This is a genomic window from Streptomyces sp. NPDC008139, from assembly GCF_042957025.1.
Classification (GTDB): domain Bacteria; phylum Actinomycetota; class Actinomycetes; order Streptomycetales; family Streptomycetaceae; genus Actinacidiphila.
This window is the reverse complement of the sequence record NZ_JBIBHM010000003.1, coordinates 342,433-357,746: the sequence shown is the minus strand read 5'-3', so window position 1 is coordinate 357,746 and position 15,314 is coordinate 342,433. Positions and strand designations below refer to the sequence as shown.

Sequence of the window (15,314 nt, the reverse complement as noted above, 5' to 3'; positions counted from 1 at the left end):
CGACGACACCACGAGGAGTACGACATGATCGGTCGGAGGGTGCGTCTGCTGGGAGTCGGCCTCGCCATGGCCTTCCTGGCGCAGATTCCGGTCGCCGCGGCGACCCACGCGGCACAACCGGCGTCGGCCGCCGCCGACACCTGCGCGACCAAGGCGCGGCCCTCGGGCAAGGTGCTCCAGGGGTACTGGGAGAACTGGGACGGCGCCGCCAACGGCGTGCACCCCGGCCTCGGTTGGATTCCCATCACCGACAGCCGGATCGCCGCCCACGGCTACAACGTGATCAACGCGGCCTTCCCCGTCATCCAGTCCGACGGCACCGTGCTGTGGCAGGACGGCATGGACACCGGCGTGAAGGTCGCCACCCCGGCCGAGATGTGCCAGGCCAAGGCCGCGGGCGCCACGATCCTGATGTCCATCGGCGGGGCCGCGGCCGGCATCGACCTCAGCTCGAGCGCGGTCGCCGACCGCTTCGTCGCCACCGTCGTGCCGATCCTCCAGAAGTACAACTTCGACGGCATCGACATCGACATCGAGACCGGCCTGGTCGGAAGCGGCAACATCAACACCCTCTCCGCCTCGCAGGCCAACCTGGAGCGGATCATCGACGGCGTCCTGTCCCGGATGCCCGCGGGCTTCGGCCTGACGATGGCCCCCGAGACGGCGTACGTCACCGGCGGCAGCATCACCTACGGCTCGATCTGGGGCGCCTACCTGCCGATCGTGAAGAAGTACGCCGACAACGGCAAGCTCTGGTGGCTCAACATGCAGTACTACAACGGCAGCATGTACGGCTGCTCCGGCGACTCCTACCAGGCCGGTACGGTGGCCGGCTTCACCGCGCAGACCACCTGCCTCAACAAGGGGCTCGTCGTCCAGGGCGCCACCATCCGCGTCCCGTACGACAAGCAGGTCCCCGGTCTTCCGGCCCAACCCGGCGCGGGCGGCGGCTACATGACGACCGGTCTGGTCTCGCAGGCGTGGAACAGCTACAGCGGCGCGCTCAAGGGCCTGATGACCTGGTCGCTCAACTGGGACGGCTCGAAGAACTGGACCTTCGGCAACAACGTCAAGGCGCTGCAAGGCCGTTGATCCCGGCGGGAATCCGGGGCGCCCGTCCGCGGCGGGCGGGCGTCCCGGTCTACTCCGCGCGAGCGAGCGGAGACTCAGCCCTCGATCAGCACCGGAGCGAGCCTGCGCCACTCCGCCAGCGGCAACGGCCGCGCCGGATCCCCGGTGACCACCTGGACCGCGAGGTGGTCGGCGCCCGCGGCGAGGAATTCCGCCGCCCGCGCTGCGATGACGCTCTCGTCACCCACGGCGAAGACCGCGTCCACCAGCCGGTCACTGCCACCGTCCGCCAGGTCCTCCTCGGTGAAGCCCGAACGCAGCAGATTGCTCGTGTAGTTGGGCAGCGCCAGGTACAGCTTCAGATGGTCCCTGGCCTTGGCACGCCCCGACTCCAGGTCCGTGTCCAGCACGACCTTGACCTCGGGCGCGAGCAGCGGCCCCGCACCGAGGACCGCGCGCGCCTTCGCGGTGTGCTCGGGGGTGACCAGATACGGGTGCGCGCCGCCCGCACGGTCACGGGACAGCTCCAGCATCTTCGGGCCGAGCGCCGCCAGCACCCGCCGCCCGGCGGGCACCGGCTCCGGCGCCGCGTCCAGCGCCGCCAGGTAGTCGACCATGGCGGAGTACGGCCGCGCGTAGCGCTTGACCAGCGGGCCGTGGCTGACACCGAGCCCGAGCAGGAACCGGCCCGGATGCGTACGCTCCACCGCCGCCCACTGCGAGGCGACGTCCGCGGCCTCGTCGTTCCAGATGTTGAGGATGCCGGTCGCCACGGTCAGCCGGGTGGTGGCCTTCAGCACCGGCTCCGCGACGGCGACGCCGGGACTCCCGCCGAGCCAGACGGCGCCGTACCCCAGCGCCTCGACCTCGGCGGCGGCCTCGTCGTACGCGCCGGTGTACGTCACCCCGGCGCCGTTCACCGCCGCTGTCCAGGCGCCGCTCCAGATCCCGATCCTGCCCAGCCGGTCGTACTGTCCCATGTGAGCCCTTCCTCGATGCGCGCCGCGCGCCCGCCCGGTCGGCCGGGCGCGGTCCGTCACCCATGCAAGCGGAACGGGCGGCCCGTCTGTTCCGCACCCGGTGAGCCGAACGGGTACGAACAGCCGGGCCGCCCGTGTGAGACGCCCTGGGACGGCGGCCCTAGGGGGTCAGCTCCACGATCCGGGTGAAGCTGTTCTGCGCCGCTGTCACCACGACGCGGACCCGCGTGGTGGAGACGGGGCCCGCGAAGGGGATCCAGCGGTACTGGTCGGTGTTGCCGGTGATGTCGGCCTGTGTCACCCACACCGCGCCGTCCCAGGTCTGGACGGTGAAGGCGGTCGGGACGCCGTCGCTGTGCGAGGCGAAGCCCACGCCGTTCAGCGTGGTCGCGGCGGGTGCGGTGACGGTCAGGGTGTCGGGGTACCGGGAGTCGGTGTCGTCGTTCCAGAAGGTGCTCAGATCACCGTCGACGGCATTGCCCGCGGTGTACGTACGGGTCGCGCCGTCCACGACGTTCGGCGCGTGTTCGCTGGAGGCGGCGGCCGTGGTGCCCTGCGGCCAACTGCCCAGGACCAGCACATCGAGGGCGGCCTTGGCCGTCGTACCGTCGGACGACCGTACGGTCACGGTGACCGGATACGTACCGCTCCTCGTCCCGCTCGGCGGTGTGACCTTGACGTCCGCCAAGGTCGCGGTGGACGCCGGGGTCAGCGGGACGCGGGCGGGCGTGGACGTCACGGTCCAGCCCGCGGGGACGTCGGCGCCGACCGTCGCCGTGGCGCCGGGCGCGGTCGAGTGGCCCTCGACCACCGCGCCGATCGTCGTACCGCCGTTCCCCTTGACCAGTGCGGGCGCGGGCGCGCCCGCCGAGACCGACACCTGGGTGTACGGGGTCCGCGGCGGGCGGACGGTGAAGGTGTAGTCACCGGACCCGGCGGTCACGGTGAACGTCTTGCCGTCCGCCGTGCCCACGCTCAGGCCGGGGTCGCTCCGGCCGCGGCGGCCGTCCGCGAAGATCGTCCGGCCGCTCTCGGTCACCGTCGACCGGGCGCCGCCGAGCAGCGGCACCTTGATGGTCGCGGTCGAGCCGACCGGCACCACCGCGTGGTAGGTCAGCGTGGACCCGTCGCGCTGCCAGGCGCTGACGACCGTACCGCGCGCGGTTCGCTGCCGAGCGGAGACCCGGGTGAGGTCGCCGACGACGCTGGGCGCGAGGGTGAAGGCGCGGTACGCGGCGCCCGCCGGTCCCGTGTCCGGCTGGATGCCGCCGAGCTGCTGGTAGTACCACTGGCCGATCGAACCGGCGAGACCGATGTGGTCCTTGGACGAGGTGCCGTCCGCCGCCGAGGAGTTCGGCCACTTCTCCCAGATCGTGCCGGGGCCGTTGGCCACCATGTAGCCGAAGCTCGGGAAGTCGGTGCGCTCCGCGACGGCCAGCGCCACGTCGTTGCGGTCGAACATGCCGAGCGCCTGGTAGACGAAGGACGTGCCGACGAAGCCGGTCGTCACGTGATTGCCGTGCTTGGCGATGTCCTGGACGAGCCGGTCGACGGTCGCCTTCTGCTGAGCGGCCGGGACCAGACCGAGCACCAGCGGCATGGCGTAGGTCAGTTGGGTGCCGGTGCTCCACACACCGGTGTCGGCGTCGAGGAACCGCTTGGTGAAGCCCGCCCCGATCTGCCGCGCCAGGTCGGTGTAGCGCCTGGCGTCCGCGGTGTCGCCGACGACCGTGGCCATCTTCGCCAGCAGGGTGGCGTCCAGGTAGTAGTAGCCGGTCTGGAAGAAGACGTGCGGGGTGCTGACCGTCGCCACCCAGTCGTCGCCCCAGGAGCCGGGCGCGTCGGTGACGACGTGGTCGCTGTCGCTGATCGTGCCGAGGTAGTCGACCCAGCTCTTCACCTGCGCGTAATTGGCGCGCACCAGGCCCGCGTTGCCGTACTGCGTGTAGGAGTCCCAGATGATCTGCGGGTAGGCCGAGCCCCACGCGGGGTCGGTGAACCAGTCGGTGGCGCCCTGGGTGGGCGCGACCGAGGGCAGGCTGCCGTCGGCGTGGGCGCTGGTGACGACGGTCTGCGCCCACTGGTCGTAGAACGCCCGCATGTCGAAGTTGCTCATCGCCTCGACGTCGGTGTCGCCCGCGTCGCCGAGCCAGCCGTGCTTCTCACGCGTCGGGCAGTCCAGCGGAATCGACTGGAGGTTGTTCAACTGGGTCTGCACAAGGGCGGTCTGAATGCTGTTCAGCACCCTGTTCGACGTGTCGAAATGTCCGGTCGTGGCGACGTCGGAGTGCACTTCTTGCGCGGTGACGGTGACGGCGGTTCCCGCGGGCACGCCGGTGAGCTGGGCGTACCGGAAACCGGAGTAGTTGAAGTGCGGGGCGTAGGTCTCGGCGCCCTTGCCGGCGAAGGTGTAATGCTCGGTCTGCCGGACCGGATCGCCGTCGCCGAAGCTGATGTTGGACGTGGTGACCTGGCCGTCCGAGGCGAGGATCTCGCCCTTCTTGATGTCAACGGTGGTGCCGGACGGGGCGCTTGCCCTGATCGTCACCCAGCCGACGACGTTCTGCCCGAAGTCGTACACCTGCGAACCGGCCACCGGGTGCGTGACGGCCACCGGCTTGAGGGTTTTGACGATACGTGTCGGAGGCGTCGTGTCGGCCTGGAGCCGGGTCAGCGCGCTGGAGACGGTGGCAGGGTGGGCGCCGTACACGCCGAGTTCGGCGAGCCGGAGACTGCACCCGGAGCCGTTGCAGTACAGCTTGGTGGCCGTGACGCGCACATAACGGGCCGTCACCTCGGCCGGTATCGCGACCGACGCCGTACCGGGGTTGGGCTGGTCGGCGCCGGTACGGTCCACGAGGGTCGTCGCGGTGGCGAAGGTCGGGTCGTCGCCGGCCTCGACGCGGTAGCGGACCGGGAATCCGGCGCCGGGCAGGTCGCCCGCCGGGTCGTTGGTCGGCCGGGCGGGGAAGAGGCTGACGCCCGAGAGCGGCTGCGCGGAACCGAGGTCGACCTGCACCCACTTGGCGTCGTCCGCGGTCGTCGCGACGGCCGAGTGGTAGCCCTGGGAGGCGTCCGTCGAGCCGTCGACGCCGTCGGTGAGGGCGGCGGGCGACCAGCCGCAGCAGGAGGTCGTGTCCCGCGAGGTCACCGGCTTGCCCTGCGCGAGGCTCTGCGGGTGCGTCGCGGCGGCGACCGCCACGACGGGCTTCCACGCACTGTCGTCGAAGCCCGCGGTGTCCCAGCCGGGCATGGCCCGACGGGCGTCGTACGTCTCGCCGAGGTAGAAGTCGTCGCCGGTCACCGGCCCCGCGGTGGTGCGCCAGGCCGGTCCGGTGCCGAAGGCCGCGGAGGTGCCGTCGGTGTAGGTGACGTTGAGCTGCGCGACGAAGGTCGGCTGGCCGGAGAACTGTCCCTTGCCCGCCATGAAGGCCAACGCGTTGTGTCCGCGCACCAGTTGCCGGGTGACGTCGAAGTCGCGGTAGAGCACGCGCTTGGTGTAGTCGGTCACCGTCGAGTTGAGCACCTGGTCGGGTTCGGCCACGGCGCCGTTGACGTGCAGTTCCACGATGCCCTGCGCGCCGAAGTACAGCCGGGCGCGGGCGACGGACTTGGGGAGGTCGACGCCGCCGCGCACCAGCGCGCCGTCGGCGACCCGCAGCCAGGACGCGGACCAGTCGGACGCGGAGAACAGCGCGGTGTCGAAGTGCGCGGGGGCCGACCAGGGGGAGCGGTCGCCCGCCCGGTCCCAGGTGCGCACCGACCAGGTGTAGGTGGTGTTGCTCGCCAGTGCGGGACCGTCATAAGAACGATTCACCGAGTCGGCCGAATGAACGCGGCCCGAATCCCATACCTGATGCGCGTGGCCGCCCTTCCCGACGGCCGCCGCCTCGACCACGACCTGATACGCCGTCTGCGCCTCAGCCCGCCGCGAGTCGTTCACCACCCATGACAACGTGGGGCGCTGACCGCCGACGACTGCGTCCGAGGACTGCCCGTCCACCTGCAAGGACGTCGGCGCGAGTGCGCCGACGTGCCCGGACGACGCCTGGGCGGGCGTCACCGAGCCGACGGCGGGAAGCACGGCCGCGACGGCCGCGGTCACCGCGAGGAGCGCCGAGCGGCGCCGGGGGGCGACGCGTGCGGCGGTCGTCCGGATCGGCCGCTTCACGGTGTTCTCCTGGTATGCGATCGAAACGTTTCAAGATGCATGGATAGATTCTTACGGCGTGTGGCGGTGCCACGACAAGGTGTGCGACAGCGATTTCTGTGCCGACCGAACCGGCGGTGACGCGACCCTTGACCCCCGGCGGTGCGGCCCTGCAAGAATCCGTGTGCGATTGGTTGATTCTGTTCAATGCCGGTTGTTCGCCCGTGAGTTGCCGACGCTCGGTCGAGGGCGCCGGTATGCGCGTACCTCAATGAGGAGGGATCCACCATGCCGGTCGATCGCAGGTCGTTCCTGATCGCGGGGGCGGCGGGGGCCGTCGCCGTACCCTCGCTCCCCGGTCTCACCGGAGTCGCGAGCGCCCGTTCCGGATCAACAGGAACCACCATTTCGCGGACGGTCGACCTCGCCGACGGGTGGCGTTTCGCCCTCGTCAACCCGGGCGGCATCACCGACCCGACCGGCGCCTACGCCGACGCCGCACAGCCCGGCTACGACGACTACCGCTGGCGTACCGTCCGCGTCCCGCACGACTGGAGCATCGAGCAGACCCCGACCACCGCCAACGGCACCTCGGGCGGCACCGGCTATCTGCCCGGCGGACTCGGCTGGTACCGCAAGGCGTTCACCCTGCCGCCCTCGGTCGCGGGACGCCGTGTCTCCGTCGAATTCGACGGCGTCTACATGGACAGCAACGTCTACTGCAACGGCACACTCGTCGGCAACCACCCCTACGGCTACACGGGGTTCGCCCTCGACCTCACCGACCTGCTGCACACCGACGGCCGCACCCCCAACGTCATCGCCGTCGAAGTCCGCAACCAACTCCCCAGCAGCCGTTGGTACTCCGGCAGCGGCATCTACCGCAACGCCCGCCTGGTCATCACCGACCCCGTGCATGTCGCGCGCTGGGGCACCCATGTGACGACGCCGGGACTCGCCGACACCCTCGCCGCCTCGCACGGCAAGGGCTACGCCACCGTCCGCGCGCAGGTCTCGGTCGTCAACGAGTCGGGCGCGGCGGCCTCCGCCACCGTCGTCAACACCGTCCTCGACCGGCGTGGCCGCCAGGTGGCGAAGGCGAGTTCACCGCTGACGCTGCCCGGCGCGGGCGGAGCGCGGGACGTCACCGCCGAACTGCGCGTGGACCGCCCCGACCTCTGGTCGTTCGACACCCCGGAACACCGGTACTCCCTGCTGACCGAAGTCCGCGTCAACGGACGGACGGTGGACACGTACACCACCGGCTTCGGCATCCGCCACGTCACGATCGACCCCGACCGCGGACTGTTCGTCAACGGGCGGTACGCCAAGCTCAAGGGCGTCGACCTGCACCACGACCAGGGCGCGCTCGGCGCCGCCGTCCACATCGACGCCGTGCGCCGCCAGATGACGATCATGCGGTCGATGGGCGTCAACGCCTTCAGGACCTCGCACAATCCGCCGTCGCCGGAGATCGTGCAGGTCTGCGAGGAACTGGGCATCGTCATGATGGTCGAGGCGTTCGACTGCTGGCGCAGCGGCAAGAACACCTACGACTACGGCCGGTTCTTCGACGCCCACAGCGCCGCCGACATCACCGAGATGGTCGACGCGGCCCGCAACTCGCCCGCCGTCATCCTGTGGTCGATCGGCAACGAGATCCCCGACTCCACCAGCACCGCGGGCCTCGGCATGGCCGACGGGCTGATCACCGCGGTCCGCGCGCGCGACACCAGCCGCCCGGTCGTCATCGGCTCCGACAAATACCGCGGCCTGCCCGCGGTCGGCTCCGCCGCCGACCTCATGCTCGCCAAACTCGACGGCCTCGGCCTCAACTACAACACCGCGGCCTCCGTGGACGCCCTGCACGCCCGCTACCCGCACCTGTTCCTCTTCGAGTCCGAGTCGTCGTCCGAGACCTCGACCCGCGGCGCCTACCAGGAGCCGGAACACCTCAACACCGGCGAGAACTACACCCCGGGCAAGCGCGCCACCTCCAGCTACGACAACAACCTCGCGTCCTGGACGATGAGCGGCGAGTACGGGCTGAAGAAGGACCGCGACCGCGCCTTCTTCGCCGGCGAATTCCTCTGGTCGGGCACCGACTACATCGGCGAACCCACGCCCTACGGCGTCTTCCCGGTGAAGGCGTCCTTCTTCGGCGCCGTCGACACCGCGGGTTTCCCCAAGGACATGTACCACCTCTTCCGCAGCCAGTGGACGAGCGAGCCGATGGTCCACCTGGTGCCCATGGACTGGACCGACCACACGCCGGGCGAGACCGTCGAGGTCTGGGCGTACGCCAACGTGGACACCGTCGAGCTGTATCTCAACGGCCGTTCGCTCGGGGTGCGGCGCTTCGACACCAAGAAAACCGTCGACGGGCGGACGTACCTGGAGACCACCGAGGCGACCGGCGACGACAAGACGGTCACCGGCGGCCCGTACCCCGGCAGCTACACCAGCCCCAACGGCAGCGCGGGCAAACTCCACCTGACCTGGAAAGTCCCCTTCGCACCCGGTGAGTTGAAGGCCGTCGCCCGGAAGAACGGCAGGACGGTCGCGACCGACGTGCTGCGCACCGCGGGCGAGCCGCGCGGCCTGCGCCTGACCCCGGACCGCGACTCCCTGACCGCAGACGGCGATCGCCTGGCCTTCGTCACCGCCGAGGTGATCGACGCGCACGGCACCGTCGTCCCCGGCGCCGACCACCTGATCACCTTCAAGGCCACCGGCGGCTCCCTGGCCGGACTCGACAACGGACAGCAGGAGAGCGCCGAGCGCTACCAGGCCACGACCAGAACCGCCTTCCACGGCAAGGCACTCGCCATCGTCCGCTCGGGCACCGAGGCGGGCCGCCTCACCCTGACCGCGAGCGCGCCGGGGCTGCACCCCGCGACCACCTCGATACGGACCGGCCGCGCGTCGGGACCCGTCGCCACCACACCCCCGGTCCGCTTCTCACCCGACCCGGGCCCAGGGCCCGTCATCTACCCGCTGGCGGACGCCAGTTACTCCGGCGCCGGCAACGCGCTGCCCGCCGCGATGCTCGACGGCGACCCCGCCACCGGCTGGTCCAACGCCTTCAACAAGAGCGCCACCGCCCTGCTGCCCGCCTTTCGCGGCGCCCGCCCCGCCGACTGGGTGTCGGTCGCGTGGGCCGCGCCGCAGCGGATCGACACCCTGTCGGTCACCTTCACCGTCGACGCCACCCACTCCCTGCCCGGCGCCGTCACGCTCTCCTACTGGGACGGCGACCGCTACGTGCCCGTCAAGAACCCGGCGATCACCTGGGCGACGGCGAGCGGCGCGCCGACCGTCATCACCTTCCCCGCCGTCCGCACCCCGCGGCTGCGCCTCGACCTGACCAGCGCCGCCCCCGGCACACCCGACGGCGCCCAGCGCATCACCGACTTCACCGTCAGCGGGACCTGACCGCGCCTCCGTCACCGTTCGGCGCGCCCGGACCACCGGGCGCGCCGGGCGTGATCAGCCCGGTCTCGTACGCCACCACCACGGCCCGGGCGCGGTCGCGCAGCCGCAGCTTCGACAGGATGCGCGTCACATGCGTCTTCACCGTCGCCTCGCTGAGCCGGAAGTACGCGGCCAGCTCCGCGTTGCTGAACCCCTTGCCCAGCAGTGGCAGCACCTTCAGTTCGCGCGGCGTCAACGTGGCCAGATCGCGGTGGAGCGGCTCGGTCAGGGTGCCGCCCGCCGCGAAGCGCTCGACGAGCCGCCGGTGATGGCGGGGGCGAGCAGCGCGTCGCCGTCGCGCACCAGCCGCACCGCCGCGACCAGGTACTCCGGGGTGACGTCCTTGAGCAGAAAGCCGCTGGCACCGGCCGCGAGGGCCGCGTAGACGTACTGGTCCAGGTCGAAGGTGGTGAGGATGACCACACGCGGCGCGCCCGCGGCAGGGAAGGCCCCGGTCCCGGCTCCGGCTCCGCGTCCGGGTCCGGCGGTCAGGATGCGGCGGGTCGCCTCCAGCCCGTCGAGCACCGGCATCCGGATGTCCATCAGCACCAGGTCGGGGCGCGTACGCCGGACCGCCTCCACCGCCTGCTCGCCGTCCGCGGGTTCCGCCACCACCTCGATACCGGCGGCGGTCAGGATCATCCGGAAGCCCGTACGCACCAGCGCCTGGTCGTCCGCGATCACCACGCGCAGCGGGCCGCCCGCGCCGGGCGCCCGCACCTCCGTATCGGTCACGCGGGCACGGCCGGGAGCACGGCCCTGACCCGGAAGCCGCCGGTGGTCGGGCGGCCCGTGTCGAGGGTGCCGCCGTAGACCGCCAGCCGCTCGCGCAGCCCGATCAGGCCGAGACCGTTGCCCGAACCGCCCTGCGCGCAGGGGACCCCGCCGGTGTCGGCCACCTCGGTCCGTACCTCCCGCGGCCGGTAGTCGACGGTGACCCTGACGCTCGCCCCTGCCCCGTGCTTCACGGTGTTGGGCGCTGGTTCACCGGGCCGGGGCGAGGCGGTCGTCGCCGACCGGTTCCTGAATGCGGCCGGGGTCCGGGTCGGTGACACCGTCACTCTGGAGGGCGACCGCCGCGGCACGCCGGTCCGTATCGTCGGCGAAGCGCTCTCCACGGGCGACTCGGGCATGCGGGTCCTGATGGACGAACGGACACTCACCCGCGTCGGACTGGCCTTCCGACCGCACACGTTCTTTGTGCGCCTGACGGCGGGCACCGACCGCGACCGCTACCTCGCGGCCCTCGACACCGCGCTCGGCCCGCTCGGCGCGCGGGCCGAACCGAACGACAGCGAGATCAGCGCCACGATCGCCGCCATGGGCGCCATCATCGCCACGACGACGCTCATGCTGATCCTGGTGGCCGGACTCGGCGTCCTCAACACCGTCGTGCTCGACACCCGCGAGCGCGTCCACGACCTCGGGGTGTTCAAAGCGCTCGGCATGGCGCCGCGGCAGACCGTCGCCATGGTGCTCACCTCGGCGGGCTCGGTCGGCGCGGTCGCGGGACTCGCGGGTGTGCCGCTCGGTATCGCCCTGCACGGCTATGTGCTGCCGAGCATGGGCGAAGCGGCCGGTACGGGTATCCCGCACGTCTACCTCGCGGTCCACCACGCCCCGCAGACCGCCCTGCTCGCGGTGGCGGGCCTGGCCATCGCAGGGCGGGGCGCTGCTCCCGGCGAGTTGGGCGGCCAGGACGCGGACGGCGGTGGCGCTGCGGACCGAATGACGGGGTGACGGAGCCACCGAAGATCCGGGTGACCGGGTGACGGGTCGGGACGGGGGCGCCGGTCGTTACGAGGCGTCCTCGTCCTCTTCCTCGTGCGGGGCCTCCGGCGGCGCGAGGAACGGGTCGTTGACCGGCGCCGGGTTGGGCACTGTGGCCGGGCGCGGGGCGGTCTGCTCCGGATTGGAGAAGAGCGAAGGCGAAGAGTCCATGAAGATCCCCCAGTGAGTGGTGATGACGGCGGTCGCCGCTGCCTCGGTCCGCCCGCGGCGGTCGTCGCCGTCATTGGTGACGGCTCCGCCCTGGTGCGTGGGAAAACGGCAGGTCGTCCTGGGACGACGGTACGCGCCGCCTATGACGGTACGCCCTGCGGGCCGCAGGACCGAACGTGGCGTTGGTCCTGGCGGGTCGGCGGGGTCCGGAGCGAGGTCGAAGCGGGCCCGGTGCCGGCCCCGGTGCGGCCCGGCGGGAGGCTGTCGCGGCGATGCGGCGGTCCCGTCGCGGCCCCGTCGCGGCGATGCGGCGGCCCCGTCGCGGTCCCGTCGCGGTCCCGTCGCGGTCCCGCGCGGTCAGTCGTGCGGGCGTCCGGGGGAGGGCTGGCCGGGGGCGGCGGCTTCGGGCGCGCCGCGCACCAGAGCGCGGCTCGTCGCCACCGCGAGGTCCGCGGTGCCGTCGACCCCCTCCCGTGGGCTCACGCGGCTGAAGAGGCCGCCGGGGTGCAGCGTCGCGTAGCCGTGGGCGGCCGTCACGTGCTGCTCCAGGAGCGTCAGCGCGGCGGCGGGTCCCTGACCGAGGGCGTCCTGGGCCAGCTCGAAGAGCAGGTCCACCAGTCGGCGGCCCGCGTCGGCGAGGTCGCGGTCCTGGAGCGCCACCAGGGGCCTGGCGAAGATCACGTCGAAACCGGCGCCGCGCGCGCCGACGTAGCGGACGTACGCCCCCGCGGTCGCCGCGAAGCGCTCGGCCGGGTCCTGGCCCGCGCCGTCGGCGGCCTGCCGGAACCGCTCGGCCAGTTCCTCGGCGGCGCGGGTCGCGACCGCGGCCAAGAGGTGGTCGCGGTCGGCGAAGTGCCGGTAGGGGGCGGCCGTGCTCACCCCGAGCCTGCGGGCGACCTGCGCGACCGAGAAGGCCGCGGGCCCCGCCTCCGCCAGCAGATCGAAGCTCGCCTCGATCAGCGCGGGGCGCAGCTCGCCGTGGTGGTAGCGGCCCCGCTGGGGGCCGCCCTGCGCGTTCCCCGACACGGGCCGCCTCCTCGCGCGCTGGACGTGATAGCCCTCTTACCGTACCGTAGTGATAGCCCTCTTACATTCTCCGTGTGCGGAACTCTCCCCGCACGCTCGAACCTCTCAATCCCGCAGGGACGGAAAAGTCATGACCGAAATCAAGGACAAGGTCGTCGCGATCACAGGAGCCAGCAGCGGAATCGGCGAGGCGACCGCGCTGCTGCTCGCCGAACGCGGCGCGAGAGTGGTGCTCGGCGCCCGCGGGACGGACCGGCTCGCCGCGGTCGCCGCACGGATCGGGAAAGCGGGCGGCGAGGTCGCCCACCTGCGCACCGACGTACGCAGCCGCGCCGACGTCGCGGGGCTCGTGGGCCTGGCGACCGAGCGCTACGGGCGGCTCGACGTGCTGGTCAGCAACGCGGGGGCGATGCCGATCTCCCCGCTCGACGAACTGCGCGTCGAGGACTGGGAGGAGATGGTCGACGTCAATCTCAAAGGCGTGCTGTACGGCATCGCCGCCGCGCTTCCGGTATTCCGCGCGCAGGGCTTCGGCCATTTCGTGAACACCGCGTCCACGGCGGCCCACCGAATTGTGCCGAGCCAGTCGGTCTATTCCGGTACGAAAATGGCCGTCCGCGCCGTCTCCGAGGGCCTGCGGCAGGAAGCGGGGGGCAAGCTGCGGGTGACGATCGTCTCGCCCGGCATGACGATGACCGAATTCGCGGGTGGCATGCGGCGCCCCGAAGCGCGCGCCAGGCTGACCGAGATGGTGGAAGGGATCGCGATGCCGCCGGACGCCGTCGCCCGCGCCATCGCCTTCGCGATCGAGCAGCCCGCCGACATCGACGTCGGCGAGATCGTCGTCCGCCCGACCGCGCAGAGCTGACGGCGCGGGACCGGGTCGGCCGGTCCCGCGCCGCCGGTACGCGAACGCCGCGCGTCGGACGGTCAGCGGTCAGCGGTCAGGGAGCAGGAGGCAGCAGGCAGGCGGCGGCGGGTCTCAGGCGGTCGTGGTCGTCATCTGGCCGGTGCCGCTGTCCTGGAGCCACTGCGACCAGGACAGGTTGAAGTCGGCGTAGCCGTTGTTACCGGGGGCCTTGCCGCGCGGGGAGCCGGTGATGGTGACCGGGTCGCCCTGCTTGACGTAGTTGTAGAACCACTTGGCGTCGGCGAGCGACAGGTGGACGCAGCCGTGCGAACCGAAGCTGTGCCCCGGCTGCGGGTCCCCGGTCGAGTAGTGGATGTACGTGCCCGAATTCGTCAGGTGCACGTCCCACGGCAGGGTCAGGTCGTAGTAGTCCGGATTGCTCTTGTCGCAGGTTATGCGGACGCTGCAGGACGTCATGTGGACCTTCTCCGCCTTGTCGATGACGGCCATCGTCCCGTCCCAGGACGGCCACGAGGGGCTGCCCGCGTCGATCGGCAGGGTCTTCACGACCTGTCCGTTGTGCGTGACCTTCATCGTGTGGCCCGGCACCGACACGGTCGCCTCGTTGTCGTCGCCGATGGTGAACGCGTGGTGGTAGCCGTGCACCCCGTACCGCCCGTTGCCGTTGGGCACATCGGTCAGATTCGCGTCGACCGTGACCTTCGTGCCCGGCTTCCAGTACGACTCGGGCCGGAAGTCGACCCGGGTGGTGCTGAACCAGTGCCAGGCGCCGGTGGTCGGCACAGACGTGGTGATCTTGAGGTGCTTCTCTATGTTCGCGCGGGCCGAGGCCGCCACCGGGTTGGTGAAGAGCACCGAGACCGGCATCGCGACGCCGACCGTGGTCCCGGTCTGCGGGGTGATCGTGTCGAGCAGCATCGGCGGCCCCTTCGGGGTCGGCTTCGTCGGCGAGGGCGTGGCGCTCGGCTTCGCCGACGCCGACGCCTTCCCGTCGGCAGCGGACGAGGCGGCGTCATGCCCGCTCCCGCCGCACGCGCTCGTGCCCGCGAGCACCGCTCCGGCCACCAGCGCGATACCCAAGCTGCCCCTGAACCGACTCATGCCCGTGCTCCACTCGTATCACTGCGTCACTTACGTCCGGTACGTACGGTCGTGTCCCGGCGCGTCCGCTACGCCTGATCACCACGGTACGTCTACTACTGACTCCTACCCGATCACGGCGGTTGCAGGGCTCACGTAAAGCGACGGCCAAGCCTGCCGGATCGCCGCGTGGCGTGTGTCACACAGGGTGATGCGGTGTCACCGGGTGTGTGCCCGGTGCCCGGACACGCGGAATCGGCGCTCGGGGACGCGGAATCAGCGGCCGGACGCGCGGGATGCGTAGGGACGCGCGGATGCGGTGTCCGATCAGTCGGGACTCAGTGCTTGATCAGGCAGAAGGGGTGCCCCGCGGGGTCCGCGTAGACGCGCCAGCTCCGGGTCCCGGCGCCGTCGTCGAGCAGGATCGCACCCCTGGCCAGCACCTTTTCCTCGGCCTCGGCCAGATCGGGCACGCCGAAGTCGAGGTGGAACTGCTGCGGGGAGGCGGGCTCCGGCCAGCGCGGCCTGCGGTATTCGGTGACCCGCTGGAAGGCCAGTACCAGCCCGGCCGCGGTGTGCAGTGTCGCCCAGCCGTCGCTCAACGACCAGCGCGGATCGGGCCGGTCGACCGTACCGCCGAGCAACGACTTGTAGAACCTGGCGAGTTCCGCCGGATCGGAACAGTCGAGCACCACGCACTGAAATTCGGCAATCATGAACA

General features: G+C 71.4%; 11 protein-coding genes and 1 pseudogene. 4 read left to right on the top strand and 8 right to left on the bottom strand.

What is annotated here, in order from left to right; all coding sequences use genetic code 11:
• Positions 1–24 precede the first annotated feature (24 nt).
• Positions 25–1,092, top strand: a complete 1,068-nt coding sequence (locus ACFZBB_RS08125; RefSeq protein WP_355341605.1) for a chitinase — start codon at positions 25–27, stop codon at positions 1,090–1,092.
• A 74-nt stretch (positions 1,093–1,166) separates the two neighbouring features.
• Here ACFZBB_RS08125 and ACFZBB_RS08120 read toward each other — a convergent pair whose 3' ends face one another.
• Both ACFZBB_RS08120 and ACFZBB_RS08115 read right to left on the bottom strand, forming a co-directional pair.
• Positions 1,167–2,051, bottom strand: coding sequence for a TIGR03620 family F420-dependent LLM class oxidoreductase (locus ACFZBB_RS08120; RefSeq protein ID WP_391119005.1), 885 nt, complete (start codon positions 2,049–2,051; stop codon positions 1,167–1,169).
• Between the two features lie 160 nt (positions 2,052–2,211).
• The gene (locus ACFZBB_RS08115; protein WP_391119003.1) at positions 2,212–6,222 is read right to left on the bottom strand and encodes a family 78 glycoside hydrolase catalytic domain; all 4,011 of its coding nucleotides are present in this window, start codon (positions 6,220–6,222) and stop codon (positions 2,212–2,214) included.
• Positions 6,223–6,489: 267 nt separating this feature from the next.
• On the opposite strand from ACFZBB_RS08115, the gene ACFZBB_RS08110 reads away from it, so the two are divergent.
• On the top strand, positions 6,490–9,636 hold the full coding sequence (locus tag ACFZBB_RS08110; protein WP_391119001.1) for a glycoside hydrolase family 2 TIM barrel-domain containing protein: 3,147 nt from the start codon (positions 6,490–6,492) through the stop codon (positions 9,634–9,636).
• On the opposite strand, the pseudogene ACFZBB_RS08105 reads toward ACFZBB_RS08110, so the two are convergent.
• Positions 9,623–10,317 (bottom strand): annotated as a pseudogene (locus tag ACFZBB_RS08105) (response regulator). The gene ACFZBB_RS08110 and the pseudogene ACFZBB_RS08105 sit on opposite strands and share 14 nt — an antisense overlap.
• 89 nt (positions 10,318–10,406) lie before the next feature.
• Positions 10,407–10,643, bottom strand: a complete 237-nt coding sequence (locus ACFZBB_RS08100; protein ID WP_391118999.1) for a hypothetical protein — start codon at positions 10,641–10,643, stop codon at positions 10,407–10,409.
• A 4-nt stretch (positions 10,644–10,647) separates the two neighbouring features.
• Here ACFZBB_RS08100 and ACFZBB_RS08095 point away from each other — a divergent pair, with 4 nt between their 5' ends.
• A complete protein-coding gene (locus tag ACFZBB_RS08095; protein ID WP_391118997.1) occupies positions 10,648–11,415 on the top strand; it encodes an FtsX-like permease family protein in 768 nt (255 codons plus the stop codon).
• Positions 11,416–11,472: 57 nt separating this feature from the next.
• Here ACFZBB_RS08095 and ACFZBB_RS08090 read toward each other — a convergent pair whose 3' ends face one another.
• Positions 11,473–11,616 (bottom strand): hypothetical protein, encoded by a 144-nt coding sequence (locus ACFZBB_RS08090; RefSeq protein WP_391045879.1) that lies wholly within the window; start codon positions 11,614–11,616, stop codon positions 11,473–11,475.
• 357 nt (positions 11,617–11,973) lie between these two features.
• Positions 11,974–12,642 (bottom strand): TetR family transcriptional regulator, encoded by a 669-nt coding sequence (locus ACFZBB_RS08085; RefSeq protein WP_391118995.1) that lies wholly within the window; start codon positions 12,640–12,642, stop codon positions 11,974–11,976.
• Between the two features lie 130 nt (positions 12,643–12,772).
• On the opposite strand from ACFZBB_RS08085, the gene ACFZBB_RS08080 reads away from it, so the two are divergent.
• Positions 12,773–13,510, top strand: coding sequence for an SDR family NAD(P)-dependent oxidoreductase (locus tag ACFZBB_RS08080; RefSeq protein ID WP_391118993.1), 738 nt, complete (start codon positions 12,773–12,775; stop codon positions 13,508–13,510).
• 114 nt (positions 13,511–13,624) lie between these two features.
• Here ACFZBB_RS08080 and ACFZBB_RS08075 read toward each other — a convergent pair whose 3' ends face one another.
• Positions 13,625–14,614, bottom strand: coding sequence for an Ig-like domain-containing protein (locus ACFZBB_RS08075; RefSeq protein WP_391118991.1), 990 nt, complete (start codon positions 14,612–14,614; stop codon positions 13,625–13,627).
• Positions 14,615–14,931: 317 nt separating this feature from the next.
• Positions 14,932–15,309, bottom strand: a complete 378-nt coding sequence (locus ACFZBB_RS08070; protein ID WP_391118989.1) for a VOC family protein — start codon at positions 15,307–15,309, stop codon at positions 14,932–14,934.
• Positions 15,310–15,314: the final 5 nt, after the last annotated feature.

Bases quoted from the DNA above. Each gene is read 5' to 3' on its own strand.
- ACFZBB_RS08110 (WP_391119001.1), top strand. From the start codon at position 6,490: ATGCCGGTCGATCGCAGGTCGTTCCTGATCGCGGGGGCGGCGGGGGCC.
- ACFZBB_RS08075 (WP_391118991.1), bottom strand. From the start codon at position 14,614: ATGAGTCGGTTCAGGGGCAGCTTGGGTATCGCGCTGGTGGCCGGAGCG.
- ACFZBB_RS08120 (WP_391119005.1), bottom strand. From the start codon at position 2,051: ATGGGACAGTACGACCGGCTGGGCAGGATCGGGATCTGGAGCGGCGCC.
- ACFZBB_RS08070 (WP_391118989.1), bottom strand. From the start codon at position 15,309: ATGATTGCCGAATTTCAGTGCGTGGTGCTCGACTGTTCCGATCCGGCG.
- ACFZBB_RS08080 (WP_391118993.1), top strand. From the start codon at position 12,773: ATGACCGAAATCAAGGACAAGGTCGTCGCGATCACAGGAGCCAGCAGC.
- ACFZBB_RS08125 (WP_355341605.1), top strand. From the start codon at position 25: ATGATCGGTCGGAGGGTGCGTCTGCTGGGAGTCGGCCTCGCCATGGCC.
- ACFZBB_RS08090 (WP_391045879.1), bottom strand. From the start codon at position 11,616: ATGGACTCTTCGCCTTCGCTCTTCTCCAATCCGGAGCAGACCGCCCCG.